This is a genomic window from Rhizobium leguminosarum bv. trifolii WSM2297 (genome assembly GCF_000271845.1).
The window spans coordinates 2,361,884-2,387,523 of record NZ_JH719395.1; the positions used below are offsets into that span (position 1 = coordinate 2,361,884).

The 25,640-nt window shown below is 56.0% G+C and carries 22 protein-coding genes and 7 pseudogenes; 16 read left to right on the top strand and 13 right to left on the bottom strand.

Annotated features, from left to right (window positions below):
- The first annotated feature begins 15 nt into the window (after positions 1-15).
- From RLEG4DRAFT_RS26820 to nifT, 7 genes are all read left to right on the top strand, one after another.
- A complete protein-coding gene (locus RLEG4DRAFT_RS26820; protein WP_003581490.1) occupies positions 16-1,140 on the top strand; it encodes an electron transfer flavoprotein subunit alpha/FixB family protein in 1,125 nt (374 codons plus the stop codon).
- The gene (locus tag RLEG4DRAFT_RS26825; RefSeq protein ID WP_003581492.1) at positions 1,137-2,444 is read left to right on the top strand and encodes an FAD-binding protein; all 1,308 of its coding nucleotides are present in this window, start codon (positions 1,137-1,139) and stop codon (positions 2,442-2,444) included. The genes RLEG4DRAFT_RS26820 and RLEG4DRAFT_RS26825 overlap by 4 nt, the downstream gene beginning before the upstream one ends.
- A gap of 12 nt (positions 2,445-2,456) precedes the next feature.
- Positions 2,457-2,753 carry a ferredoxin family protein gene (locus tag RLEG4DRAFT_RS39305; RefSeq protein WP_003581495.1) on the top strand — a complete coding sequence of 99 codons (297 nt, stop codon included), beginning with the start codon at positions 2,457-2,459 and terminating at the stop codon, positions 2,751-2,753.
- A gap of 200 nt (positions 2,754-2,953) precedes the next feature.
- On the top strand, positions 2,954-4,039 hold the full coding sequence (gene nifA / locus RLEG4DRAFT_RS26830) for a nif-specific transcriptional activator NifA (protein WP_003581497.1): 1,086 nt from the start codon (positions 2,954-2,956) through the stop codon (positions 4,037-4,039).
- Between the two features lie 352 nt (positions 4,040-4,391).
- Positions 4,392-5,360, top strand: a complete 969-nt coding sequence (gene nifB, locus RLEG4DRAFT_RS26835) for a nitrogenase cofactor biosynthesis protein NifB (RefSeq protein ID WP_432416824.1) — start codon at positions 4,392-4,394, stop codon at positions 5,358-5,360.
- A gap of 299 nt (positions 5,361-5,659) precedes the next feature.
- On the top strand, positions 5,660-5,854 hold the full coding sequence (locus RLEG4DRAFT_RS39310; RefSeq protein WP_003581500.1) for a 4Fe-4S dicluster domain-containing protein: 195 nt from the start codon (positions 5,660-5,662) through the stop codon (positions 5,852-5,854).
- Positions 5,855-5,990: 136 nt separating this feature from the next.
- On the top strand, positions 5,991-6,191 hold the full coding sequence (nifT, locus tag RLEG4DRAFT_RS26840) for a putative nitrogen fixation protein NifT (RefSeq protein ID WP_003581502.1): 201 nt from the start codon (positions 5,991-5,993) through the stop codon (positions 6,189-6,191).
- A 211-nt stretch (positions 6,192-6,402) separates the two neighbouring features.
- Here the strand turns inward: nifT and RLEG4DRAFT_RS40440 are convergent.
- From RLEG4DRAFT_RS40440 to RLEG4DRAFT_RS26865, 6 genes and pseudogenes are all read right to left on the bottom strand, one after another.
- Positions 6,403-6,721, bottom strand: a pseudogene (locus RLEG4DRAFT_RS40440) (hypothetical protein); the annotation flags it as partial.
- A 178-nt stretch (positions 6,722-6,899) separates the two neighbouring features.
- Positions 6,900-7,688: an ABC transporter permease gene (locus tag RLEG4DRAFT_RS26845; RefSeq protein WP_003581504.1), complete on the bottom strand. Its 789-nt coding sequence runs from the start codon at positions 7,686-7,688 to the stop codon at positions 6,900-6,902.
- Positions 7,685-8,713, bottom strand: coding sequence for a nodulation factor ABC transporter ATP-binding protein NodI (gene nodI / locus RLEG4DRAFT_RS26850; protein ID WP_003581506.1), 1,029 nt, complete (start codon positions 8,711-8,713; stop codon positions 7,685-7,687). Before nodI ends, RLEG4DRAFT_RS26845 begins: the two co-directional genes overlap by 4 nt.
- A 38-nt stretch (positions 8,714-8,751) precedes the next feature.
- Positions 8,752-10,032 (bottom strand): chitooligosaccharide synthase NodC, encoded by a 1,281-nt coding sequence (gene nodC, locus RLEG4DRAFT_RS26855; RefSeq protein ID WP_003581507.1) that lies wholly within the window; start codon positions 10,030-10,032, stop codon positions 8,752-8,754.
- Positions 10,033-10,052: 20 nt separating this feature from the next.
- Positions 10,053-10,703 carry a chitooligosaccharide deacetylase NodB gene (gene nodB, locus RLEG4DRAFT_RS26860; RefSeq protein ID WP_003581509.1) on the bottom strand — a complete coding sequence of 217 codons (651 nt, stop codon included), beginning with the start codon at positions 10,701-10,703 and terminating at the stop codon, positions 10,053-10,055.
- Complete coding sequence (locus RLEG4DRAFT_RS26865; protein ID WP_003581511.1) at positions 10,700-11,290, bottom strand: NodA family N-acyltransferase; 591 nt, start codon at positions 11,288-11,290, stop codon at positions 10,700-10,702. The genes nodB and RLEG4DRAFT_RS26865 overlap by 4 nt, the downstream gene beginning before the upstream one ends.
- Before the next feature lie 219 nt (positions 11,291-11,509).
- Here RLEG4DRAFT_RS26865 and RLEG4DRAFT_RS26870 point away from each other — a divergent pair, with 219 nt between their 5' ends.
- On the top strand, positions 11,510-12,439 hold the full coding sequence (locus RLEG4DRAFT_RS26870) for a LysR family transcriptional regulator (protein ID WP_003581513.1): 930 nt from the start codon (positions 11,510-11,512) through the stop codon (positions 12,437-12,439).
- Between the two features lie 231 nt (positions 12,440-12,670).
- Here RLEG4DRAFT_RS26870 and RLEG4DRAFT_RS41155 read toward each other — a convergent pair.
- A pseudogene (locus RLEG4DRAFT_RS41155) lies at positions 12,671-13,260 on the bottom strand (nodulation protein NodX); the annotation flags it as partial.
- Positions 13,261-13,472: 212 nt separating this feature from the next.
- Here RLEG4DRAFT_RS41155 and RLEG4DRAFT_RS26875 point away from each other — a divergent pair.
- The 5 genes from RLEG4DRAFT_RS26875 to RLEG4DRAFT_RS26895 all read left to right on the top strand — a co-directional run bounded on the left by RLEG4DRAFT_RS26875 (position 13,473) and on the right by RLEG4DRAFT_RS26895 (position 18,760).
- On the top strand, positions 13,473-13,751 hold the full coding sequence (locus tag RLEG4DRAFT_RS26875; RefSeq protein ID WP_003581515.1) for a phosphopantetheine-binding protein: 279 nt from the start codon (positions 13,473-13,475) through the stop codon (positions 13,749-13,751).
- Positions 13,751-14,959: a beta-ketoacyl-[acyl-carrier-protein] synthase family protein gene (locus RLEG4DRAFT_RS26880; RefSeq protein ID WP_003581517.1), complete on the top strand. Its 1,209-nt coding sequence runs from the start codon at positions 13,751-13,753 to the stop codon at positions 14,957-14,959. The genes RLEG4DRAFT_RS26875 and RLEG4DRAFT_RS26880 overlap by 1 nt, the downstream gene beginning before the upstream one ends.
- 532 nt (positions 14,960-15,491) lie before the next feature.
- Entirely contained in the window at positions 15,492-16,043 is a 552-nt protein-coding gene (locus RLEG4DRAFT_RS26885; protein WP_003581521.1) for a sugar O-acetyltransferase, read from the top strand.
- Between the two features lie 323 nt (positions 16,044-16,366).
- Positions 16,367-18,193 (top strand): glutamine--fructose-6-phosphate transaminase (isomerizing), encoded by a 1,827-nt coding sequence (gene glmS / locus RLEG4DRAFT_RS26890; RefSeq protein WP_003581522.1) that lies wholly within the window; start codon positions 16,367-16,369, stop codon positions 18,191-18,193.
- Between the two features lie 63 nt (positions 18,194-18,256).
- Entirely contained in the window at positions 18,257-18,760 is a 504-nt protein-coding gene (locus tag RLEG4DRAFT_RS26895; protein WP_003581524.1) for a MaoC family dehydratase, read from the top strand.
- On the opposite strand, the pseudogene RLEG4DRAFT_RS26900 reads toward RLEG4DRAFT_RS26895, so the two are convergent.
- Positions 18,757-19,354, bottom strand: a pseudogene (locus RLEG4DRAFT_RS26900) (IS630 family transposase); the annotation flags it as partial. The gene RLEG4DRAFT_RS26895 and the pseudogene RLEG4DRAFT_RS26900 sit on opposite strands and share 4 nt — an antisense overlap.
- A gap of 82 nt (positions 19,355-19,436) precedes the next feature.
- Here RLEG4DRAFT_RS26900 and RLEG4DRAFT_RS26905 point away from each other — a divergent pair.
- Positions 19,437-20,455 (top strand): annotated as a pseudogene (locus RLEG4DRAFT_RS26905) (IS481 family transposase).
- Here the strand turns inward: RLEG4DRAFT_RS26905 and RLEG4DRAFT_RS40445 are convergent.
- Together RLEG4DRAFT_RS40445 and RLEG4DRAFT_RS26910 are read right to left on the bottom strand one after the other, a co-directional pair.
- Positions 20,376-20,549, bottom strand: a pseudogene (locus RLEG4DRAFT_RS40445) (IS630 family transposase); the annotation flags it as partial. The pseudogenes RLEG4DRAFT_RS26905 and RLEG4DRAFT_RS40445 sit on opposite strands and share 80 nt — an antisense overlap.
- Positions 20,550-20,756: 207 nt before the next feature.
- A complete protein-coding gene (locus RLEG4DRAFT_RS26910) occupies positions 20,757-22,268 on the bottom strand; it encodes a glycoside hydrolase family 28 protein (RefSeq protein ID WP_003581529.1) in 1,512 nt (503 codons plus the stop codon).
- 281 nt (positions 22,269-22,549) lie between these two features.
- Here RLEG4DRAFT_RS26910 and RLEG4DRAFT_RS40450 point away from each other — a divergent pair, with 281 nt between their 5' ends.
- Entirely contained in the window at positions 22,550-22,906 is a 357-nt protein-coding gene (locus tag RLEG4DRAFT_RS40450) for a hypothetical protein (protein WP_003581531.1), read from the top strand.
- Here the strand turns inward: RLEG4DRAFT_RS40450 and RLEG4DRAFT_RS26915 are convergent.
- Positions 22,871-23,581, bottom strand: coding sequence for a hypothetical protein (locus tag RLEG4DRAFT_RS26915; protein WP_003581532.1), 711 nt, complete (start codon positions 23,579-23,581; stop codon positions 22,871-22,873). The two genes, RLEG4DRAFT_RS40450 and RLEG4DRAFT_RS26915, sit on opposite strands and share 36 nt — an antisense overlap.
- 819 nt (positions 23,582-24,400) lie before the next feature.
- Positions 24,401-25,282: pseudogene (locus tag RLEG4DRAFT_RS26920) on the bottom strand (IS5 family transposase).
- Between RLEG4DRAFT_RS26920 and RLEG4DRAFT_RS40455 the strand changes: the two are divergent.
- Positions 25,253-25,429, top strand: a pseudogene (locus RLEG4DRAFT_RS40455) (IS5/IS1182 family transposase); the annotation flags it as partial. The pseudogenes RLEG4DRAFT_RS26920 and RLEG4DRAFT_RS40455 overlap by 30 nt on opposite strands.
- On the opposite strand, the gene tnpB reads toward RLEG4DRAFT_RS40455, so the two are convergent.
- Positions 25,397-25,618: an IS66 family insertion sequence element accessory protein TnpB gene (gene tnpB / locus RLEG4DRAFT_RS39325; protein ID WP_245278020.1), complete on the bottom strand. Its 222-nt coding sequence runs from the start codon at positions 25,616-25,618 to the stop codon at positions 25,397-25,399. The pseudogene RLEG4DRAFT_RS40455 and the gene tnpB sit on opposite strands and share 33 nt — an antisense overlap.
- Positions 25,619-25,640: the final 22 nt, after the last annotated feature.

A 25,640-nucleotide genomic window follows, 5' to 3' on the forward strand; every position in this document is an offset into this window, starting at 1 on the left:
AAACAAGGAACGAACATGGAAACCCGAGAAGCTGAAGCGCAGTCTCCAATCGTCAGCCGTGCCAGCGCTAGGAAGGAATTGCCAAAACATTTCCGTGACAATCGGCACGTCTGGGTCTTCATCGAGCTGGAACGAGGTCAAGTGCACCCCGTTTCTATCGAGCTGCTCGGCGAAGGGCGCAAGCTTGCCGATAAGTTGGGCGTTCAACTGGCAAGTGTTGTCATCGGGCCTGTAGAGGGGGGCGGAACTCGGTCAGCCATTGCAGAGGCGTTCGCTTACGGAGCCGATTTCGCCTACCTCGTCGAATCACCCCTGTTATCAGACTACCGAAACGAGCCGTTCACCAAAGCTCTCTCAGATCTTGTCATCCTTCATAAGCCGGAAATTCTGCTTCTTGGCGCCACCTCGCTGGGGCGAGATCTCGCCGGTTCTGTGGCAACGACTCTGGAAACGGGGCTTACAGCGGATTGCACCGAATTGGACGTCGATGCGGACGGCTCGCTTGCAGCCACCCGGCCGACATTTGGCGGTTCGCTGCTGTGCACGATTTACACTCTCAACTGTCGCCCGCAAATGGCGACAGTGCGCCCCCGTGTCATGGCGCCCCCCCGTCGGATGACCAACGCGATCGGCTCTGTCATTCGACATGATCTGATGATGATCGAGGATGAGATTGTCACAAAGGTACTCGAGTTCCTTCCGGATGGACAATCGGAAACGATTAGCCTCGCCTATGCCGACATCGTGGTCGCCGGTGGGCTTGGTATCGGCACCGCCGAGAACCTGGAGCATGTGATGGTTCTAGCAAGGACGATTGGTGGTGAATATGGCTGCTCTCGACCTTTGGTTCAAAAAGGTTGGATGGGGGTTGATCGGCAGATCGGCCAAACGGGTCAGACGATCCGGCCCAAGCTTTACCTAGCGGCTGGCATATCAGGGGCAGTCCAACATCGGGTGGGTGTCGAAGGTGCTGACTTAATCGTTGCCATCAACACTGACAGCAACGCCCCCATCTTTGATTTCGCACATGTCGCAGTTGTGGCTGATGCTATCGCTCTTCTCCCGGCGCTGACCGCGGCGTTCGCTAGGCGACTAGCGCCGTATACCCAAACGATGCAAGTAGAGAGGTGCCACCTATGAGGGCCGAGAAATTCGACGCGATCGTAGTCGGGGCGGGTATGTCGGGCAATGCGGCCGCCTATGCGATGGCCAGTCGCGGCCTGAAAGTAGTGCAGTTGGAACGAGGCGAGTACCCAGGTTCCAAGAACGTTCAAGGAGCGATACTGTACGCCGACCCGCTGGAGAAGATCATTCCAAAATTCCGCGATGACGCGCCTCTTGAACGGCATCTGGTCGAGCAGCGATTCTGGATCATGGACGGCACGTCGCATACAGGAATTCACTATCGCTCTGACGACTTTAACGAGCCGAGGCCAAACCGATACACGATCATCCGCGCCCAGTTCGACAGATGGTTTTCGGCCAAGGTGCGTGAGGCAGGATGCACCGTTCTCTGCGAGACATCCGCCACTGGACTCCTCAAGGACTGGAATGGCAACGTGACCGGCATCGTCACCGACCGCCACCGCGATACCATTCGCGCCGATGTCGTGGTGCTTGCCGAGGGGGTGAACGGCTACCTCGGAACAAAAGGGCGTTTGCGTGAAATTCCCAAGCCCGACAGCGTCGCACTTGCCGTGAAAGAGATGCATTTCCTGCCGGAAGATGTTATCGCAGACCGCTTCGGCCTGACCGCGGACGAAGGCTGTGTGATCGAGGCAGGCGGGACTATCACTCGCGGAATCCCAGGGCTTGGTTTTCTTTATACCAACAAGGAGTCTATCTCGATCGGGGTAGGATGCCTCGTTTCCGGCTTGGCGGCAGCCAGCGAAAGGCCATATGATATCCTTGAAGCCTTCAAGCACCATCCTTCGATCCGGCCATTGATCGCCGGATCTGAGGTAAAGGAATATGCTGCGCATCTCATTCCAGAGGGGGGCGCCACGGCTATCCCCCAGCTCTTTGGCAATGGATGGGTTGTGGTTGGAGACGCGGCCCAGTTGAACAATACTGCACATCGCGAGGGTTCGAATCTCGCAATGACATCAGGTTACCTGGCCGGGCACGCGATCGCCGAAGTTAGGAGTCGTGGCGGCTCGATGATTAGAGATAACCTATCGCTTTACAAGAGACTGCTCGATGAGTCCTTCGTCATCAAAGACCTGACGAAGCATAAAGACCTGCCGAGATTTCTCCATGCGAACAGCCAGAGCTTATTTGTTTCCTATCCGAAGTTGATATCTCAAGCGGCGCAAAGTTTCGTCCGCGTCGACGGAGCTTCAAAACTCGATAAGGAAAGGGCCACGTCTGCCTCCTTCTTGAAAGCCCGATCCGGGTGGGGACTAATTTCAGACGCAGTCCGGCTTGCCCGCGCGTGGTACTAAAAGGATACCCAGATGAAACCCATCGTTAAACAGCGTGTCGAAGACAAGCTTTACCAGAACCGATATTTGGTTGACTCAGGCCGCCCCCACATAAAGATTCTCAATCGCCTATTTCCGAGCAGTAACCTAGTCGCATTAACGCAAGTCTGTCCGGCAAAATGTTATCAGCTGAACGACAGAGGTCAGGTCACGATCGTCTCCGATGGCTGCTTGGAATGTGGGACATGCCGTGTGTTATGCGAACCCGAGGACGAGATTAGCTGGAATCATCCGCGAGGCGGGTTCGGGGTACTCTTCAAGTTTGGATGACCAACTTCTTCTCCAGGTCGTTCGAGCCATTCCGAGGGCCAATGCAGGCAAGCAAAGCTTGACGAACCGGCTGGTGGTCGCCCTACCATTTTGTAACTTTTGTTGACCTTCGAAGTCCAGTATGTAGCGCAGAGGACGGTCCACGAACTGTCCCGGGTGCCCAACGCGCGCTCCCCCCAGTGCTGAAATGGAGCGGTCCTGTGGTTAGATCAACTGATGAGACGGTGCCGGAATCCGCATTGCGGTCAGGTGCTGAAATTGTCGGAGAAAGTCCCGCACTCAAGGAGGTCTTTGAAATCGCTAAGGTTGTCGCACGCAGCAACTCACCGGTGCTGTTGAGAGGTGAAAGCGGCACGGGCAAAGAATTCTTCGCAAAGCTGATACACGAGTCCTCGTCACGCCGAAGAAGGCCCTTCGTGAAGTTGAACTGCGCTGCGCTCTCGCCGGGCGTACTGGAATCAGAACTCTTCGGGCATGAGAAGGGCGCCTTCACCGGCGCCGTCGCTGCCAAAGCAGGTCGTTTTGAAATGGCCGACGGTGGAACTTTGCTGCTCGACGAAATAGGAGAAATTTCTGGGGAATTTCAAGCCAAGTTGCTACGCATCTTGCAGGAAGGCGAACTCGAGCGTGTCGGCGGGACGAGGACCTTGAAAATAAATGTCAGGCTGATTTGCGCGACCAACAAGGATCTTGAAACGGCCGTGGCGGCGGGAGAATTCAGAGCCGATCTATATTATCGGATCAATGTCGTACCCATCACTTTGCCACCTCTCCGGGAACGCGGCGGTGACATCCCGCGGTTGGCCGAGAATTTCCTTCAGCGTTTCAATAGGGAAAACGGGCGTTCGTTAAGCTTCGCACCCTCGGCACTTAATATCCTGTCGAAATGCGAGTTCCCCGGCAATATTCGCGAGCTGCAGAACTGCGTACAGCGGACCGCAACGCTCGCCCGTTCAAGCGTGATTGTTCCTGACGATCTCGCCTGTGAACAAGGCCGATGCTATTCCCGGATCCTCAAAAAGGTGGTTGCCGAGCAAGTCGGCAAAGGCGCAGTTCACGGGCTCGCTCGAGATGAAACCGTATCAATGATAAAGCCGCGTGACGCCGCCGCATTCGCACCCAAAACCGAGATGAAACGGTTCGGTGTTATCGATAAGCAAGAGTTGGAAAATGCGATGGCGACGGCTGGGTGGGTTCAGGCTAAAGCTGCGCGGCTCCTTGGCGTTACGCCGCGACAGGTCGCTTACTCCTTGCGCCGGCACGGCATAGAGCCAAAAATCTTCTAGCAACCTCGTCATCGACGCGGGCCTTGTACGGCAGGTCGCGCCAAACAGACTCCGGAAATTCTCCCCCCCGGAAAGGACTTCGAAGTGACCCTGTCATGTCTCCGAGACACCCTGAGCAAAGAGGTCTAAAGCGCACAACGAAGCGCATGCCCGGTTGGAAAAGTGAGGTTTCTCGGGCTGGAATAGCTCTTGCTCGCAGAACTAAGTTTTCAAGCGTCATTGGAGTTCATCGATGTCCACAGGGATGAATAAGCGTAGGACCACCAGCATAGCACCTGCCGCCCGCAAGTCGGAGGTAAAAACGCTCGGTGACTGTGCATCGTCGTCCCGTGGCAGTTCAAAGGCGAATGTTATGGATCCAGCGATCGTTGAAAAGATCAAAGATCACCCTTGCTTCTCGCGCGAAGCGCATCTTTATTTCGCGCGGATGCATCTCGCGGTCGCATCAGCTTGCAACATCCAGTGCAACTACTGCAATCGAAAATACGACTGCGCGAATGAAAGCAGGCCAGGAGTAGCATCACGTAGGCTCACTCCCGACCAGGCGGTGCGCAGGGCCATAGCGGCGGCCAGCCAAGTGCCTCAACTTTCGGTCGTGGGTGTCGCCGGGCCAGGAGATGCGTGTTACGATTGGAAGAAGACAAAAGCGACGCTAGTCGCGATCGCCCGGGAAATCCCTGACGTCAAACTTTGCATCTCTACTAATGGCCTCGCACTTCCCGAACATGTCGACGAGGTTGTCGACATGAATGTCGGGCACGTAACAATCACGATCAATATGGTAGATCCGACGATCGGAAGGAAGATCTACCCCTGGATATTCTATAATGGCCGCCGCTACGTCGGCATCGAAGCGTCGAGAATCCTTCACGAGAGGCAAATGCTGGGGCTCGAAATGCTGACGGAACGCGGGATCCTCACCAAGGTCAATTCGGTAATGATCCCGGGCGTCAACGACGAGCATCTCGTCCAGGTTAACAAGTCGGTCAAGGACAGAGGAGCGTTCATGCACAACATAGTGCCTCTGATTTCGGAGCCTTCACACGGTACTTATTATGGTCAGACTGGTCAGCGTTGTCCTGCGCCTTTCGAACTGACCGCGCTTCGGGATCGGCTTGAAGGCACCACGGAGGTGATGCGCCATTGCCGGCAATGCCGGGCGGATGCAGTCGGTCTGCTCAGTGATGATCGCGCAAATGAATTCACAATGGATCAACTCGCGGCTGCAGCGACCTACGACAGTGGCAAGCGCCATGCATATCGCCAATTAATTGAGCGCGATCGACGCGGCCAAACATTGGAAGCAAAAACGCGACCATAGCAGTCGCCCCAGCGCAGTCTATCGGTGCGCTCCGTATTGCTGTGACAACGGAAGGCGGAGGCCGGATCAATGAACAGGTCAGCCATGCACAGGAAATACAGTGTCTCTCAGTCAATCAACTGCTTAAGATCAGCAATGAACCCCAGGGAAAGCCTGCAGCACGGGCAGTTCAGGCAACGGGCGCCTTTCGCCGCGCCTACATCGAACAGGCAATCGGCGATCATTAGGCAGCAGATATTAGCGTCGACGCATTCGTAGCGCGAGTTGACAAACACTTTGACTGAACTAGGAGCTGAAACATGGCCTTCAAAATCATCGCCTCGCAATGCGCCCAATGCGGCACATGCGAATTTGAGTGTCCCTCAGGCGCAATCAGTTTCAATAATGACAAATTCGTTGTCGATCCTAAAACATGCACAGAGTGCAGAGCTGAGGTGGGCGGCCCCAAATGCCGAGCCATTTGCCCCATTCCGAACACTTGCGTCCCTGCCTAAGCAGTGACAAAAAATGGCTCGCCTGCGGAAGTATTTTCGCGCAGGCGAGGCTCCTGCTCGGCAGCGAGGAGGAGGTATCGGGTCGCGCGACTGCGGAACAGAACAGATCTCACGTGTGTACAAGGAGGCGTGGTCAATGAAAGCGATGATACGGAGAAATGGGGTAGGCTTGTCGATCTATATCTCCAAAAAGGATGTAGAGGAGCCGGTTGTCGCCGTGGAGAATGAAGACCTGTGGGGCGGGCTTGTATTGGTGAGGAATGGATGGCTCCTCGCCCTCCCGCACTTGCCGCTGAATGCCTGCTTGCCCCTTACAGTCGAGGCGAGGAAGCAATGATCAAACAGGGGTCGCGCTTGTGACCTTCGACGGGCGATAGAAGTGATCTCGTTGGCCGCCGTGAACGACATCAATCAGTGGCACGCAGGCCATGATGGCACGGGGCGAACTCGCGCCGCTGATGACGTCTTGCGCGAAGACGAGAGTTGGCGGCCCCTTTCATGATAACGGTGTCGCCGGGCCTGAGTGTCGGCACGGGTTGCTCTATTTAGGCCAAAAATGCCACGCCAACTCATCGCGCCGTCGGGTACCATGGGTGTGGTTATTCCGGAAAGCCTATCCGCCCCCAGTAAAGGGGGTGGTTTTCCAGTGGCCATGGGAAACCGCCGACCGGCAGCGTTCGCCGCATTGGGATCGCCCGCGTGATCGAGACATCTTCGTGGAGAGGCAAGTCTCATCGATAAAATAAGTGTCAATCGGCGTCCAAAAGTTGCACGCCGAAACACAAAAATCAGCCTGGCGGGGTCGAGATCGAGCTGACCATCAAACCAAGCCTGCCGCTGTTTCAAAAGTTCGTCGGGCTCCGGCTCCCTTGGTAGCGACCAACACATGATGGAACCCGCGATTCTTTTAGCGCTTCTTCCGCCGTCTATCACAGCTCCGAGTGCCTGCCCTCTCTGGGAAGAGAGCACCCTCGGATGATAAAGACGGCCTGCCTACCCAGGAAAGCCATAACCACGATCCCCGCTTACGCTCTGCCAATGATCGTCACCGCAATAGTCGGCGCCGAAGCAATGCGGTTGAAAAGAAGAATGGGATTACGATGTAAATGCCAAGTGCACCAACGTGCAGGCAGACATCGGCAACCGGGTGACCGAGCATTATCGGACGTATCAGATCGATCGAATGCGACAACGGCAGAAATTGCGCCGCCGTCTGGAAGAGGTTGGGCAGTTGGTCGACTGGAAAGACGGCTCCTGAGAGGAACAATATAGGGGTGATAACAAGCGTCTGGTAGAAGATGAAATAGTCATAGCTCGGAGCAAGGGCGGTGACGACCATACCAAGGCTTGCAAAGGCCAGCCCCGTCAGCGCGATAACCGGAAGCGCGGATAGCAGGGGCAGCCAGTGCGTGTAACCGAGAACGGCCGCGACCATGCCTATACCGGCACCCGCCAGAGCGGCTTTCGTTGCAGCCCAGGCCATCTCGCCGAGAACGATATCGCCTAGCCTCAGCTGTGTGTAGAGCATCGCTTCCCAAGTCCGCTGCCCCTCCATCCGGCCGAAAGCAGCATATATCGTCTCAAAGGTTGCAGCAGTCATCGCGCTCGTTGCGACCATTCCAGCAGCCAAGAAAGCAGTATAGGAGACGCCATTGACGCGACCCACCATCACTCCCAAGCCAGCGCCGAGGCCAAAAAGGTAGATCAAGGGTTCGGCCAAATGACCGAGAAGCGACGCCAGCGCCGCCTTCTTCCATGCAAGATAATTTCGGCGCCAGACAGCAATCCAGTTCAAAGTGCCACCCGTCAATGCCGTTAGGTTGTCTCCACTCATTGGTATTTCTCCATCTCGCGTCCGGTTAACCGCAAGAAGACGTCCTCTAGGTTCGGCGGCCGCTCGAGGAGGCGCAGACCCAAGTGTCCGCGCAATTGCGCCCGAACTTGTTCTGGGTCGGGGGTGTAGCAGAACAGCGTCTCGCCGCTAATCTCCACTCGCCGCGCGTTTGGCTTTAGCAAAAGGCTGAGCTCCTGTGGGTCTCCTCCATAGATCTCGATGACGGGGCAGCCGATCTGCTCGTCTATCAGGTCGAAGGGACGGCCCTCGGCGATCTTGATTCCACCTTCGAGCACACATATCCGATCACACAAACGTTCGGCCTCTTCCATGATGTGCGTCGTCAAGAGGATCGTCTTGCCTTGCGCCAAGAGCGATCGCAACCGCTCCCAGATCAGGTGACGTGCGTGCGGGTCCAGGCCGGTGGTCGGTTCATCTAGTATGAGGACCTGCGGGTCATTGATCAGCGCGCGCGCCAATGATAGGCGCCTCTTCATACCTCCTGAAAGATCCGCCACCCGCGTATCTGCCTTGCTCTCAAGGCGCGCAAATTCCAGTAGCGAGGGCACGATCCCTTCAATCTCCCTCGCTTTCATGCGGAAGTACCGGCCGTAGACAAACAGGTTTTCTCTAACCGTGAACTCCATATCGAGATTGTCGAACTGAGAAACGACACCGATACGGGCGCGCGCCGAGCGAGCCTGCCCCGGCACCTGCATTCCGAGCACGGAAATATTGCCCGCATCTGGCGAAGTCATTCCTAGAATCATACGGCTGATTGTGCTTTTTCCGGCGCCGTTTGGGCCTAACAGGCCAAAGCACTCTCCCGACGCAATTTTGAAAGACAATTGGTCAACAACGACCTTCCTCTGATATGACTTGGAAACGCCGACGAGCTCGATCGCGAGAGAAGATATCGATCCTATTCGGGGCGCGATTGCTTCTGAAATCGAGACGCACGGTAGGATGCTGCCGCGGCGGAGCGTCTCAGCCACAGCTGCCTGTAGATCCGATTCACCGTTCATGTGGTTCCCAAGGTTTGCAAGATGCACGGACACAGCGATTACTCGCCGCTGAAAGTAGCGTCGGGAGCGGCAAGCCTCGGAGCTTCGGAGGCTTTCTGCTTCCGAACGCCCCCTGCAGCTTTGACGCCGGAGCCGCGCGACAGCCAGTCACTGTTAGACAACGTACAGAGCGCATAAGCCTTCAAGGGCAGTAAAAGAAAGACGAGCAGGAGCGTGTGCAGCGAGAAGCCAAGAAACCTAAGCTGCCTGGCGCGATAAGCAGCGACGCCGCATCGTATCAGTGAAAATGATCCAATCGTTCCTATCGTCCACCAGGGCACTGAACCGGTAAGCGCGAACTGTGCGATACCTGCCAGTGCCGACACTTCGAGCAGAAGCGGGCCGGCATTCTGACCGACGACGTCCAAAGTCAGATACCAGTTCATGCCACGGAGGAGGTGAAGCCCAAGTTGGGTATCTCGGAATGTGCTCCGTGCCCACCGCAGTTGTTGGCGCAGATAGGCTCTCAAACCGTCAGGAACAACAGTCGCTGCGATGGCGCTCGGTTCATATTCGGTACGGAAGCCTGCGCTTAGCATGAGGATTGTCAGATGACGGTCCTCGCCAAAATCACTCGGCTTTCCCCGATACAGCTGCGTCTCGTATTGATCAAGAAGCAAGTGGAAGGCGGCCCGGCGGTACATGGCACAGGGTCCACAGCAACACATCACGGCACCGAAGCGGTCCTGCGCGGCGCGCTCCTCGTTGCAGGCCAGCCAGTACTCCATGTCGATTAAGCGGGTCAGCCACGTATCCCGTCGATTGCTAGCTGTCAGTTGGCCCATCACCGCGCCGACCGCTGGATCCCGCATCTTTTGACTGAGCTTAGAAACCACGTCAGACGCCAGTGTGGTGTCTGAATCAACGTTCAGGATCAGGTCCCCCGACGATCGAGAAATAGCAGCGATTTGGGCTTTGCGCTTTCCGACATTTCGGGGGAGTATAATGAATTCGAATCTCGCGTCGCCCGCATAGGCAATCTGCTCGGCGACCACGGCGTCGCGGTTTCTGGAGCCATCGTCAACCACATAAACTCGCAGCGCGCCAGGATAATCCTGGTTGGCTAGGGATCCCAGACATTCCGACAGGACGCGCGGGCTCTCGTTGAACGAAGGCACGATGATGTCCACACTTGGAAAAGAGCTCTCTTCGACGCTGTATTCCGCTGTGCCCGATTTTAGTGATCGCCGCGCATGAAGTACTTGGACAATCCGATAGGTGGAGGAAACGAGTGCATAGAGCGAGACGGCGGCGATGCTGGTAGTTTCAAGCAAGGTCATGGTTTCTCGTCGATTTAGTTTTACTGGGGAAGTGAACGAAAGGAAAATCCACGACCACGCAGGGCCGGGATAATTGCCAAGAGCGCTGAAAGTGTTTGATCACGCAGCCCGTTAAGCTTGCAGGTCCCGATCTCATCAGGTGGGCAACCATCGTGCAAAAGAACGATTGCACCTGGCCTAGCAGCAGCGAGCACAGCGTCAACGATGGCATCGACGCCGGGACGGGACCAATCTCTCGGGTCTACCGACCAGTGAACAGGTCGAAGTCCGGCGTCCATCGATCTTGAAAGGACATCCTCATTCCAAGCGCCATATGGCGCTCGTATATGCTGAACCGCAGCGTGGGGACAGGCGGAGACTATGGCTCTATTTGCCTCATTTATCTCTCGTTCGATCACCTCCGAGCTACAGACCGTAAGATCCAAATGGGTCATCGTGTGATTGGCGATCAGATGACCTTCTGCCGCGGTACGGCGGACGAGATCTGGGTGGACTTTGACGTAGGCACCGAGGACAAAAAAGGTGGCCGGCACGCGGTGTTCGGCGAGCAGATCCAGGATCTGGCCAGTGCATCCCGGATTGGGACCGTCGTCAAACGTCAAGTAGATGCTGCGATCGTCGCTCCCGGCCTCATCAAACGGCACTTCGCTTATATAGGGGCGCCGCTTCATAGTTCGCAGCCGTTTCGTTCGATCAATGATCCAGAAGGCCACTCGCTCATGGGTCTTCCTATCGGAAAAACCAGGACGAGGACGTCTTCAGTGCGCGTGGCTGGCATATCCGGTTGCGTATCGGGAAGAGTCGATCGTACACGAACCCCTGTGACGATATTGGAAATACCATCTCGGCAGAATCTCTCCACGTGGTTCCGCATGGCATGCCGAACGGTGCCAAACGCGAACGGCACCGCCAGATCCCGCAAAGCCGGAGCTAAAGCGCGGATCGAGTGAGCGATGCCAAGCCCCTCCAGATCCGGACGCACGCCGTACAAGCCAAGTTCTGCGACCAGCAAATCGGTGTCACCCACTTTTATGAAACGACGCAGCAACCCCATGTGGCTAGCTATGCCTTTTGAATCATAGCCAATTGCGCGGCGTTCCGGTCTCGCGCCTGCCCAGCTGCGGCCGGTCTCGAAAGGTTTGGCATTGAATGCGCCTGTCGGGCCATAGGTCGCTCGAAAAAATTCGGACAATTCCGCATGATCCGACGGTTCGAGATCGTTTTCCCAGGCTATTTTCCACTGCACTCCAGCAGACATGCAAAGCTCCAGTATGTTTCTCAGCCAACATGCTAAAGCAGAGGAGATGAGTGCAGGCGCACGCGCGGATCGGACCTCTCGTTACTGGAGAGATGCGAACTGCCTCCGCTTGCTTCTTTGCTTTGGCGTCTTGATAACTACCCGCCTTTCTAATAAGCACTCGGCAAAATTGGTAAAATAGATTGTTTGGATCACCATCATCTACCGGATGGATCAAGTATGCGTTTTAAGGGCCTGGATCTGAATCTTCTGGTGGCGCTCAATGCGTTGATGACCGAACGAAAGCTCACCGCGGCAGCCCGCAGCATTAACCTCAGCCAACCAGCCATGAGCGCAGCCATTGGCAGACTGCGCGCTTATTTCAACGACGAACTGTTTGTGATGCAGCAGCGCAAGCTTATCCCAACGCCGCGAGCCGAAGCGCTTGCCCCTGCAGTTCGCGATGCTCTTTTGCATATCCAGCTGACTGTCATTGCTTCGGATCCATTTGTTCCCGCAGAATCCGACCGGCGCTTCAGAATCCTCCTTTCCGATTTCATGACGCTCGTCTTTTTCGAAAAGGTGATAAAACGCGTAGCGCGTGAGGCACCGGGTGTCAGCTTTGAATTGCTCCCCATTGATGATGATCCGGACGAACGTCTCTGCCGCGGAGACATGGATTTCCTTATCCTTCCAGAGCAGTTCATGTTAGCCATCCATCCCAGTGCCAAGCTATTTGAGGAGAAACTCGTATGTGTCGGCTGCCCTAATAATCAACAGCTGCGCGCAAAACTTTCTCTCGAGCAGTTCATGTCGATGGGACATGTCGCAGCGATGTTTGGCCGTAGTCTGAAGCCGTCCGTTGAACAATGGCTGTTGCTGGAGCACGGTTTTAAACGGCGTATCGAAATCGTGGTGCCTGGCTTCAATTCAATCCCGATGCTACTACAGGGGACGAATCGGATAGCAACCCTTCCCTCGCTGCTGGTCAGACATTTCGCAACTACGATCCCCCTCCAGACCGTCGATCATCCGCTACCTCCTCTTTCGTTTACAGAGGCTATACAGTGGCCGTCCCTTCACAATTCCGACCCCGGGAATATCTGGATGCGCACGATAATATTCGAGGAGGCTTCGCGCATCGAGGCCTCTGCCGATGGTGACTCTTAAGAGACCGGCGCGACATAACCCCCGGTCGAGCTGCCGTCGAATTTTTCGATTTAGGCAGTGGGAACTCTGCCGTGGGTGGATTGCTACATTCTTTTAAACGGCTCTGTTGCAAAAATTGCGGTCAGGTGGAGAGGCCCTGTTTCTCTGCCGTTACGCAGCCCGACCTTCGAGATTCGAAGCAAGTAGGGCGAGACGGTAACAAACAATTTTAGCGGCCGATAGAAGATGTTGGAGGCTTCCGGTGACCAGCGATGTGCGCAATTTCATGGCCAACTTTTCGCTTAGCGCGCATGATAGGGCGGCTAATGCCACGGTTCCGATTGGCTCGGCGATCCAGAGCCACCAATGGCCACCCCTCCGATGGCGATCAGTGCATGACGAGCATATTGATCCCGAAAGAGAGGTCCTCGCCACGCAACAGGTTAGGGCGCGGAAATGAGTACGCGGCGCCAGGACTAGACCGGCGAGAACTGCAATTCGGAATGTATCGACAGGCGCCGCATTGTTGATCGAGATGAATGCAGTGGGCGTTCCTGCTACCCACCACGTTATGGCGAGATGAGTTGCCAGCCACCATAAGCGCTTGCTGACGCGATGCCAGTAAAGCCGAGCAAGATCTCATCGACAAAATCCAGAAAGCCGGGCCTGCAGTCACCGACAGGGACGGGTTGTACTTATAAGTTATGTTGAAGTGCTGCGCCATGACCCATGACCCGAGGGCGGCGATGGCAACGACTAGCGCCCCTGCTCGCTTCCACCGCCGCCGAATTTCCAACAGCGTTGGCGGTGTGAGGTAGAACCGTCAGCGTCCACAGCACCCCAGGTCCTGCCATCCACATTGCGGATGCTTTTGATCCAATCAATCAATTTTACCAATCCAGCCATATCATCCATAGCACAAACATAGGTGTTCCGATTGGTGACGGTCTTCGCAATGGAAGTCGTAACCGCCCTTTCCCGAGCACTGAACGTGCTCAAGACTTGCTAGGCCCGGATTAGCCGCGTCAGACTTGGAATGATTGAAAGGAACAAGATGGCCGATCAACTCACAGTAGAAATTATTGCCGCAATCAAAAATCTCGCCCAATCAGAGAACGGTGGGAGGATTCCGGTAGCGATTGGAGAAATCACCGCCGATAGCGAATTGACATCCCTTGGCATCGATTCGCTGGCTTTGGCCGATCTGCTCTGGGACCTGGAGCAGGCTTATGGCATCAGGATTGAGATGAACACGACCGATGCCTGGTCTAATCTCAAAAATATTGGGGATGTCGTTGAAGCCGTTCGCGGTTTGATTGCGAAGGAGGCATGATGGACAGGCGCGTTGTCATCACGGGAATTGGCGGACTATGCGGATTGGGGACGAATGCCGCATCTATTTGGAAGACAATGCGCGAAGGCCACTCCGCCATTAGCCCTATCATCACTACAGATCTTTATGATCTGAAAGGCACCGTCGGTGCCGAGATCCAGACGGTCCCGGTTCACGACATCCCGCGCAAACAGCTCGTTTCCATGGACCGCTTCAGCCTGCTCGCGGTGATTGCCGCAACCGAAGCCATGCGGCAGGCGGGGCTTTCCTGCAACGAACAAAACGCCCACCGCTTCGGCGCCGCCATGGGCGTCGGTGGTCCTGGCTGGGGAACGATCGAAGAAACCTACCGCAGTATCCTCCTGGACGGAGTGACCCGGGCTCGGATTTTCACAGCACCGAAGGGAATGCCAAGCGCGGCCGCCGGCCAAGTCAGCATTCATCTCGGCCTGCGCGGCCCTGTCTTCGGAGTCACCTCTGCCTGCGCGGCGGGGAATCATGCCATCGCTTCCGCAGTGGATCAGATCAGGCTTGGCCGGGCAGACGTCATGCTTGCCGGGGGTAGCGATGCGCCGCTCACATGGGGCGTCCTGAAATCATGGGAAGCATTGCGCGTGCTTGCCCCCGACACCTGTCGCCCATTTTCCGCCGACAGGAAAGGTGTTGTACTTGGCGAGGGCGCCGGGATGGCTGTACTGGAAAGCTATGAGCACGCCACTGCCCGCGGTGCGACTATGCTTGCAGAGGTTGCCGGCATCGGGCTTTCGGGCGATGCCTACGACATCGTCATGCCGTCCATCGAGGGACCGGAGGCCGCAATGCGCAGTTGCCTTGTCGATGCCGAACTAAACCCCGATGATGTAGACTACCTGAACGCGCACGGCACCGGCACCGTTGCCAATGACCAGATGGAGACGGCGGCGATCAAGCGCGTCTTCGGAGACCACGCTTTTCAGATGTCCGTCTCCTCCACCAAGTCGATGCACGCCCATTGCCTAGGCGCCGCCAGCGCACTTGAAATGATTGCCTGCGTAATGGCAATCCAAGAAGGTGTCATTCCGCCCACTGCCAACTATCGTGAGCCTGACCCGCAGTGCGATCTAGATGTCACGCCCAATGTTCCGCGGGAGCGCAAAGTCCGCGTAGCGATGAGTAATGCATTCGCCATGGGGGGCACCAACGCTGTCTTGGCATTCAGGCAAGTGTGAAGAGGCGGAACATCGTCGTGGAGGTGGATTGACGTGCAAAATTGAGTGGGCGCGCCCTGTCTCCCGGACAGAAGCCACTGACGTCCCCCAGCGGCGGCTCATTCGCGCCACAGTGGCTGGCCGGGAACATAGTGCGGCGGCCTCTTTGTCTCGCCCACTCGACATGGCCAGCAGGCTCTCAAAGCCTGGTGAGGTGGTTCCCAATACTGCTTTCTGCACGCTAACAAAATTTGGGGCGGAATGGTCTTTCTTCTAGGCAAGCTCCAAAATCGCTGCCTCGCCTGGCCCTCGGTCAACAAGGAAGGTGGACCTGCAATTGATACTGCTTGCCGGCCGTGCTGAACACTGGCACTTTTGATACATTGCTATCAAGGAGCCTCTAGCGACGTCCCCCCACCGTTTACCTGCCGGGATCTTTCGTCTGCGCCGTGCAATGTTCAGCGTCGAGAATAGAATTTCATCTGAGCCTCGTTCAAGCCGGGCGTCAGTGGACCAACAACTTCATCGATGAATGCGATCTAAGAATAGACAAATGACACAAACTCAAAAAGAAAAGATGCTGGCGGGCGAGATGTACAACCCCGTGGACCCGGAGCTTCAGGCGGACCTGCTGGCCGCGGGAGCCTGGCTAAAGAGATATAATGACACTCTGGGAAGTCCCGCCGAGCATTGGAACGCACTCCTTCTCGAGCGGCTCGGAGAGGTCGGAACTGGAGCTGTCATCCGCCCGCCATTTCATTGCGACTATGGCTTCAACATCAGGCTGGGTGACTATGTGTACATCAATTTCAATTGCGTAATCCTTGACGTAGCAGAGGTGACGATCGGTCCTGGGACAGCAGTTGGGCCGGCTGTTCAGATCTACACCGCCGATCATCCACATGATCCCGAGCAGCGGCAGGCTGGGCTGCAGTTAGGTCGGCCCGTCCGGATTGGAAAAGACGTGTGGATCGGCGGTGGAGCAATCATCCTCCCAGGTGTGACAATCGGCGATAATGCAGTAGTCGGCGCCGGAAGCGTGGTCACCCGCGACATACCCGCAGGGGAAAAAGCCATGGGGAACCCGGCCCGACTCAAGCGCTGACGCAGACCGATGAGCACCATACCGAGGCGGCCTATGTCTACCAGCACTGAGGCCCGCACTTGCCGCGAGGCCGATGCGAGGCCAGCTCGCTAAGTCTCAGATACCGAAGATTCAATGGACGGTTATTCGAGGTGTCGTAGCGTATCAACATCGAACGCTTCGCGTAAAGCCATGACGTAGAATTCCATCCATGGCTTGAATAGCGGCAATCAAAACAATCGATTTTAAATATCTCATCGGGTCCGATTAGTAAGGTTCCAAATTGGCTCGCGAGAGCGCTTTGACGCCCGAGCCCCTTGGCACGGCAAAATGGAGATAAATCAATGTGTGGGATTGTTGGCATCATCGGGCGGCACCCGGTGTCGCAGCGACTGCTCGACGCGCTAAAGCGTCTGGAGTACCGCGGATACGACTCCGCTGGCATTGCGACAATCTCTGAAGGCAACTTGGAGCGCTGCCGTGCGCAGGGCAAGCTCGCCAATTTGGAAACGAGGCTCAGGGAACAGCCGCTGAACGGGATCATCGGCATAGGCCACACCCGTTGGGCCACCCACGGGGCACCAACCGAACGCAACGCTCACCCACATATTGTGGACGGTATTGCCGTCGTTCATAATGGTATCATCGAAAACTTCGCACAGTTGAAGGCCGAATTGGAGGCGACTGGAGCGGACTTCAAGACGAGCACCGATAGCGAGGTTGTTGCGCATCTCCTAGCAAAATACCGCCACGACGGTATGAGTGGCCGAGAGGCTATGCATGCGACGCTGAAACGTCTGACGGGAGCCTTTAGCCTTGCAATACTTTTCCAGGATGACCCATCCACCATCATGGCGGCACGCAATGGGCCGCCGCTGGTTATTGGTCATGGCGATGGGGAGATGTTTCTGGGTTCCGACCCTATCACCCTTGCGCCTTTGACCAACGAAGTTACTTACCTGGTTGACGGCGATTGGGCTGTGATGAGCAAAACGGACATTAGGATCTTCGACAGTGACGGCAACGTTGTCACGCGCTCACGGTGCACCTCGATGGCTTCAGCCGTCCGAGTGACCAAGGGTGACTATGACCACTTTATGGAGAAGGAGATCTACGAGCAGCCCGAGGTCATAGCTCGCGCTGTTGGCCGCTACATCGATATTGCCCACCACCAGATAGTCCCAGTATCAGCGGAATTGGATTTCGCAAACGTTAGTCGCCTTGTGATATCCGCATGCGGCACCGCCTATCTAGCGGGCCTGATCGGCAAGTACTGGTTCGAACGCTACGCACGCCTTTCAGTGGAAATCGATGTCGCCTCAGAGTTCCGCTATCGCGATATCCCCCTGTCGCCGAATGCGGCCGCGCTTTTCATCTCGCAGTCCGGAGAAACCGCTGACACGCTTGCATCGATGCGATATTGCAAGGGGCATGGATTGAAGGTCGGCGCCGTCGTCAACACAAGCGAATCGACCATTGCTCGAGAAGCCGATGCCATCTTCCCGATCCTCGCCGGTCCTGAAATCGGGGTAGCGTCGACCAAGGCGTTCACTTGCCAGCTTGCAGTTCTCGCTGCTCTGGCCATTAGTGCAGGCAAGGCGCGCGGTACTATTACCGAGGACGAGGAGCGTCAGCTGGTCATGCGTTTGGTTGAATTGCCGCACGTCATGAGGCAGGTGCTGCGCAACGTTCTGCCAGAGATCAAACTCCTGGCACGGGAACTTTCGGGATACTCTCACGTGCTCTATCTTGGCCGCGGAACCACTTTTCCGTTGGCAATGGAAGGCGCACTTAAACTCAAGGAAATTTCCTATATCCACGCTGAGGGCTATGCCGCTGGTGAACTGAAACACGGGCCGATCGCGCTCGTCGACAAAAACATGCCCGTCATCATCATTGCGCCACATGATCGATTCTTCGATAAGACCGTCTCAAACATGCAGGAGGTGGCCGCGCGTGGCGGCCGTGTCATTCTCATCACCGACGAGAGCGGAGCTGCTAGTTCGAAGCTCGACACCATGCACACGATCGTGCTGCCGGATGTCGAAGAAATAGTAGCACCCATCGTCTTCTCTCTCCCTCTACAGCTGCTTGCCTACTACGTGGCGGTCACCAAGGGAACCGACGTCGACCAGCCGCGCAATCTCGCTAAATCGGTCACTGTCGAATAATCGCATAGCTCCCAGCGCTGAAGATGCAAGACGTTCCGTCGTAAATTAGAATAGTGAGGCTGCATGAATGAAATTTCGCTCGCGGATGTGTCATGGCGAGTTGGCCAGGAAGTTGGCACATCGGAATGGATCACGATCGACCAGACTACTGTCAACCTTTTCGCGGATGCAACACATGACCATCAGTTCATTCATGTGGACCCGGAACGCGCCGCGGTTGAAAGTCCGTTCGGCGGCACGATCGCTCATGGTTTCCTAACACTCTCACTTTTGTCGGTGATGAATTTCAGCGGGATGCCAAAAATTCGCGAACAGACAATGGGCCTCAACTACGGCTTCGATCACGTGCGTTTTATGTCACCCGTTAAAACCGGGAGCCGCGTACGCGGCCGCTTCGTCTTGTCCGACTGCCGCTTTCGGGGCGCAAGCATGCTTGTGACGACCTACGAGGTGACGGTCGAGATTGAAAACGAGAGCCGGCCGGCACTCACCGCCAACTGGATCACGGTTGTTCAGTTCGATCCCAAAGATCGGCCGAAAAACGCTTCTCATGCTATCACAAGCTAGTCACCTGAATCTGAAGTTCGGTTCATTGTCTTCTGGCAGAAGCGCTTGACCGACGCGAGGATTTGGTCGGCGGATTTGACCCACTTGTACGGGGTGGGGTTTTCGTTGTGGGTTTCCTGCGGTGGAACGGTGTACGCCGCGCTGCAACGGCTTTCGCGTTAGCTCTGCAAACCACCGCTCGACCTGATTGATCCAGGATGCCGACGTTGGCGTGAAGTGAACATGCCAGTGTGGGCGGCCCGCGAGCCAGGCCTTGATTCTAGGCGTCTTGTGGGTCGCATAGTTGTCCATCACCAGATGCACGTCCGGCCCACTGGGCATTTCGGCGTCGATCCGCTTCAGGAAGTCGAGGAATTCAGTGGCCCGGTGACGCTTGTAGCAATGACCGATCACCGCACCAGTGGCAATGTCGAGCGCGGCGAACAGAGAAGTCGTGCAGTTGCGGACATAGGTATGGGTGCGCCGTTCGGCGATGCCCGGTGCCATAGGCAGAACCGGCTGCTCGCGATCCAATGCCTGGATTTGCGATTTCTCATCCACGCATAGCACGATCGCCCGGTCCGGTGGCGACATATAAAGGCCGACGATGTCCTGCTTTGCAAACCCTGCGCGCACAGCAAGACCATCCGGCATCGATCCGACAACGAGCGTGCCGCCTTATGCCGGCGCACCTGAGATTCGAGGAAATTTCTGTCCGCGTCGCTCAGAACGACGAGGTCCGCCTGCAATACAAAATAGTGAAGAGAGCCTGAAGGCGCTTTCGAAGCGCTATGGCATCAATCAAAAGACGGTGGCCAAATGGAGGAAGCGGACATCGTTGGCCTCCCTGCCGACAGGACCTGAAGAACCGCACTCGACGATACTTTCAATGGAGGAGGAAGCTGTTGTCGTCGCCTTCCGCAGGCACACGCTGCTGCCTCTTGGCGATTGCCTTTATGCGCTTCAGCCGACAATTCCGCATCTGACGCGCTCTTCCTTGCATCGATGCCTGCAACGTCACGGCATATCTCGTCTGCCCGACGTTGAAGGGGATAGGGAGCGCAAAAAGAAGTTCAAAAGCTGCCCGATTGGCTACTTCCATATCGACATTGCTGAGGTCCAGACGTCGGAGGGCAGGCTCTATCTCTTTGTCGCCATTGACCGAACAACCAAGTTCGCCTTCGCTGAGTTCTATAGCAAAGCCGGTAAGATGAATGCCGCCCCCTGCGCAATCTGATCGCGGCAGTGCCTTACATCATCCATACCGTCCTGACCGACAATGGCATCCAGTTCACCAACCGGGCTGTTGACCGAAATGCCTTCCAGCACATCTTCGACTGGGTCTGCGACGATAACGACATTGAGCATCGTCTGACTAAGGTGAAGCACCCGTGGACCAATAGGCAGGTCGAGCCGATGAACCGAACGATCAAGGAAGCTACGGTCAAGCGCTTCCACTACGACGATCACGCACAACTAAAAGTGCATCTCGCCGACTTCATCAACGCCTACAATTTTGGGCGCAGGCTCAAGACCTTAAAGGGCCTCACACCCTACGAGCTCATCTGCAAACGGTGGACTTCCGAGCCAGATCGAGTCATCCTCGACCCTATCCATCAAATGCCGGGACTAAACACCTTCGCCAACCTTGTGGCCGTGATGTCTGTTCACCATTGCTGGCTCTTGCGATCCAGCGGATTGCTGTCGAAATCCTAACCCCAAACCCGGCGGCAGCCTACCGTGCGGACCTGCTTGCCACAGACGCTTTCAATACGCGTAACCGAAGATCATCGCTCAGTGCTCGTGCCAACACCCACCTCTTCGTTGTGGATGTTGAATCAGCTTCGCCGCGCCACATCACCTCATAATCGATTCAGCGGCCATCGTTCCTGAAGGCCGCTGACAGGGTGGTTCAGGTGATAGAGCACGTGCCGGCGTCTCGCGCCGTCCGCCTTGGTTAAAACAGTGGCCGCGTGCGCGGTACCGCCGCTATCGCCGGCGCAATGATCCGCTTCGATTATGCAAGAATTAAAATGGTATCACCAGATTTAGCAAATCGGCTTCCGCCTGAATAGTCGAATAGGCGCCGCCAGGACCGGCGGTAAGGATGTCCTTCCGTGTGTTGCAGCGTCTTCCGCCTGACAGCCGGTGCGATCCTGGCATGCTCGTTGGGCGAATCCGGAAACGGAGCCCAGCGCCTGTCACAGGGCGAGACAACAATATCCCCCGCGGGCGCTGCAGGACCAGGAGGGCGGGGCATCGCGCCGCCTGGTCCAATGACAATGTGCGCATACTTGACCTCCCATGTTACATCCGTTCCGAAGCGCACACCATCGAACTGTACACTGAGCGCGTGCGCGTCGTCTTGGCCCCGAATGACGAGCGTTCCACTCTCGCCCACCACGTCATGCAAGACGATGTCGCGATAGATGGGGATGCTGCCCCCTCGCGCTTTTTCGTCATAGTGCGTGTCGAAGTCGATCGGCTTTCGATTGCCGCGCAAACAGACATTTTCATAGCGCACATTGCTAACCGTTCCACCACGGCTGATGTCGCTCTTGATCCTGAGGCCCGAAGTCGCGCCATCGAGCGTCACATCACGGACGAGAATGTCACTGACGCCTGCGACCGTCTCGCTCCCGATCGACAGGCCGTGTCCCCAATAAAGATGATCGTCCACGATCGAAACATGGCTGGTCGGGCCATTCCCTGCCTTGAGCGCTATATTGTCGTCGCCGGTGCGGATGAAGCTGTGAGCGATGGTGATGTCCTGCGACGCGCCGGGATCAATGCCGTCGGTGTTGCGGCTATCTGCGGGCGTGTCGATCTGTACGCCCCAAAAAGTCGCACCTTCAACATGATTCAGCACGACGTGAAAATTGGGCGAGTTGCGCAGCTTCACCTTGTAGAAGCTGATCTCCTTCGCGTGATCAACCTCGATCAGTCTGGGATTGTTCTGCTTGCCCCCCTTCGTCTGAGCGCGACGGGCAAGCTGCCACCAAGTTTCATCATGGTCGGCCATAGTCGCGCCGCCCTGGCCGTCAATCACTCCGTCGCCAATGATGCCGCCGCCCCGCGTTCCGGCAAATAGGATGAATGGACGGCAACCATTGCCTTTGTCATCGATCGTCCCGCAATGCCCGTCGAGGTCATAGGCATGCGGATCGGCAATCGCCGCGAGCACTACATCGTGCTCAAGCCAGAGGGTGATGCCTGACTTAATGGTCAGCGGTCCGCTGAGAAAACGTCCACCCTGATCACCCGCGACCAAATGGACGGCTTCACCGACCGCGCAGTGATCGATAGCGGCCTGAAGACGGCGGGTCTCGGCTTGATCATCTCCGCCAAACGAGGCGATCATTGGCGACAGCGTCGCACACACATGTACTGGCAAAGCCGGTTCAGAGACCGTTCTGCGATCTTGCGCCCAAGCAGGAACGACATTTACCACCATGAAAAAAAAGAGGGCAAAACTCGTTAGAGGGGATGGAAAAGACGATATCAGTTCGTACCTGCGTTCAGTGGTCATCGACGTCCTCATCCTTGGTGGCACCTGCCTTCGATCGTGTCGCATAGCGTGGTTTAGCTCGGTTGATCATCGAGCTCGCCGGCCGGTCCGGGAACCAGCTTGCCGCAGGCAAGTTGATAAGCGGATCAGCGGGCGGTCATTGTGGCGATGGTTTCCAGCGTCATTGGTTCCCTTTGAGCCTGCTGATGGTCGAGCAAATCCTGTTCCATGAAACAACGTGACATCGCAACCAAGAGCCTCCATGTCAGTTTTGCAGTAGTCAGCGCCTTCATCCGAGCGCGATGAATGTCAACGCGATCCAGCAGCGAGTGCCCAGTTCCGTACCGAATAAAACTCTGAAAGCCACATTCGATCCCCTTTTTGCCACCGGCATGTGGGGGAAGCAGCTTGATCGCTGGTTGGACCTTTTAACGCCATTTGTTCCGATCCTTTCCGGCGAGAGCAGCGGTTCATTGCCCAGCATGGAAGAAGCGCATTGCGGCGTCAAAGTCGTGCTTCGCAGTCATCCACCGGCCGTGCTTGCCGATGGCGTTTTACAGCACTACTCGCCGCCGATGTTCATCCGTCTCTTTCGAACAAAATTCGGTGCGTGGGTGAAAGCGCTACTGAGAAACCAGGCGCGGAACTGGGAAGTCTAGTACCTTGTCCGTATAGGTTTCGACCAAGGCGCTAAAAGGAGTGCCGTCAGGAAGTTTCAGTACCGCATGATGTTCGAGCAGGAACGGCGGCAGGCTACGGGAACTTGTTTCATCCGCAAGTAAACCATCCATGTCCCAGCCTTCGGACACTGGGGCCCAGAGTAACTTGGCGGTCAGGTTTGTGCGAGTGAAATTGAGAGCCTGAACGGCTCTGCCGAATGCGATATCGCTGGTATTCAAAGCCTTGGTCATCTCTGCGGTTAATTTTGCAGGTAGATACCAGTTATCGGCTTCAGACAAGACGCGGTCGCCGCAGGTCAGGCTGACGTGGCGATAAGCGATAGGCTCGCTGGGGCCGACGTTGAGAAGTTGACGGATTCGCTGATCCGCCGGCTTGTCTTGCCCGCGCGCGCGCTGAGCGACGATTTTGGACCCCTCCGGTGCGAGTTTGTGCGCGGCGCACCAGCGGTCAAGAGTCAATGTGGCACTGGCGTTGCTCAGCAGGTTAGCATTCAAGGTCTGGAGGACCGCAAGCGCTTCAACTCGAGATGTTGTAGTGTTCAGCCATGGAGACCGTGTGGATGGTTCTTGCGCAAAAGCGATCTGGGTGCTCAGCACGATGCCGGTTGCGGAAAGTGCGGCGATGCGAATGCATTTCGAGGACGATAATGACACTGAAAATAAACTCCTTTCTGGAGCAAATTTAATGGGCGATTCTAGGTCAACTATTCTAATATGGCAGGCGACCATTTGTGCTTCGGCAGCAAGCTTTGAACTGGGCGCTACTTACCACTTTTCGATGTTTTTGCCTTATTGGGCCGCCCGCCTGCATGGTGTTAGTGTTTGCGACCGTTGGCGACTCGGCCCGCGATTCCACCGTGAATTTGGAAACAAGATGCGTAAATCGGGAACGTCGCGTCATAACCCTTACCAACGGGTTTTAGCGCCTTTGTCGTCCTCCTCGCTCTTTGCGAAATGTTCATGTCGCTGGACCGGATAGAATAGGTCGCAACCGCAAGCCCAATCCAAGAGCAATTGTTGAAAAAAAGTCTTCTTCGGCGACACACAGCGCTCCTGTCGGTGTTCTGTAGTTGCCGCGTGCGGATGCGCGTGGGCACACGGCTTGTCTGATTTATTTTGGTGCTCCATTTGATCGTGCTCCTTGTGGAAACCTACCGGATTTCGCCGCAAGATTTCAGCATTCATAGGAAAGAACCCTACTGCAATATCGTTGCTCCCCTCAGCAGGATAATTGATAAAGCCAACAAATAACGCAACAGGCCCATTGGATATATTTTATAATATAAAATGGCAGATTTCGAAAAATTGGAAAAATATTAAATAAAATGGTGAGCTAAAGGACATATTTCCACGTATATTATTTGATATATCGCAATTCGGGGCTTCGGATGCTCTGAAGGTTCGGAAGACATTCCTGAATGTCTATCGCGGGACGTGCTTTCAGCGATCCTACAGGGGCTTCAGTGGTTGCGATCAGATGATTGACCTCTTAGAGTCGGATTCGAAAAGCGTTCGACGATATCCATATCTTGCTAGCCGTCGGGTGATGAGACGAATGTGGGCGATCATGATCCACGCTTCGGCTGATGCGATGGAGCGTTCGACGTCTTTGGCCAATCTTCGACATCTGCCAAGCCAGGCAAAAGTCGTTCGACCACCCATGGACGCCGGCAGAACCTCGAAGCCTTTCGACTTGTCTGAGCGCTTGATGATCTCGATCATCCAGCGCCCGATCTTTTTCAGTCGCCGCTTCAAATCTTATCGCCCGCTAGTCACCAAAGACATGCAGCAACATGGCCACCTGTGGCGGATGGATTTAAAGAAGATCGGGAGCACCGTCGCGATCCTGAATGTCGGCGCTGTGCACCATGAGACCGACCATCAGGCCGAGCGTATCGACGATGATATGGCGCTTACGGCTCTTGTTCTTCCTGCCTGCTTCATTGCCCCGGATGCCGCCGCTTTCGGTGGTCTTGATGCCCTTGCTGTCGATCACACCTGCGTCGGGCTTGCCTCCTTGCCCCCAACCTGCGCGTTTCCATCACGAGACGATGGTTGATGCGTGGCCGAAGTCCCAACGCTCTCCATTCATAGAAATAGCTCTGGACGGTCGAGCAGGGTGGAAATCCTTCGGCAGCATCCGCCATCGGCAATCAGCTGTGGCGATAGCAGGGCATTCACCACCTCTCGCAAATCCGTGCTCCGTGGACGGCCCAAGCGGCGCAGCATTGGCAGGAAAGGCTGACGTGCCCCCATTCCCGTCCGTCATATCGCTTGCGTAGCGTGCCGCCCGGCATATTGCCGGCGAGTGATTTCAGTCCAGGTCGTCTGTTCGTCGACATTGGCATTGACGATCCATCATGGGACCATTCGGTGTTTTCGAAGAAGCGCGACCGATTGCTGGAGGGCGACATCGCCGCGAAATTCCAGGGCGCGATCCCTTCCCAGCCCAAGGGAAAGCGGCTGCTGTCAACGGACAACTTCTCTGTCGATGGCACGCTGAGCTTGCGTCAGATGCGCAACCCCATCTTTCGCCGTCGGCCAGGGAAAGTATCCGCGTTCCAAAATTTTGTAAAACAGGCAAAACCCTTGGCCATCCCACCATAAAAGTTTGATCCGATCAGCGCGCTTTCCGCGGAAGCCGAAGATTGCGCCGGAGCCCGGCGCTTCCTTGATGACTGTCTCGACCAACGCTGACAGACCATCAATGCCA